Genomic DNA, 267 nt, shown 5'->3' with positions numbered 1-267 from the left:
ATTAATTGGCCCCTTCACACATATTTATGACGATAATGTATTTGGTGATGACTTCGGAACGCACTACGTCGTCCTAGCTTATCGACTAAAGATTCAAAGCCAATTACTTCAGCTACCTCTGTATGAGCAGCATTCAAAATATCAATGGTTTACAGAAGAAGCACTGGTAAATTCTGAATGTGTACATCTGCATACGAAGTGGTACTTTCAATCAATGCAAGAATGAAGAAAATCCAATGATTTATCCAATAATTATGGCGGGCGGTA

The 267-nt window shown here is 37.8% G+C and carries 1 pseudogene; it reads left to right on the top strand.

The features are described 5' to 3' along the window. A pseudogene (locus FTW16_RS24610) lies at positions 1-226 on the top strand (GDP-mannose mannosyl hydrolase); the annotation flags it as partial. Positions 227-267: the final 41 nt, after the last annotated feature.

It is taken from the genome of Vibrio sp. T20, from assembly GCF_007858795.1.
Classification (GTDB): domain Bacteria; phylum Pseudomonadota; class Gammaproteobacteria; order Enterobacterales; family Vibrionaceae; genus Vibrio; species Vibrio satsumensis.
The sequence above is the reverse complement of the archived record's forward strand: the minus strand, read 5'-3'. Positions and strand labels throughout refer to the sequence as shown.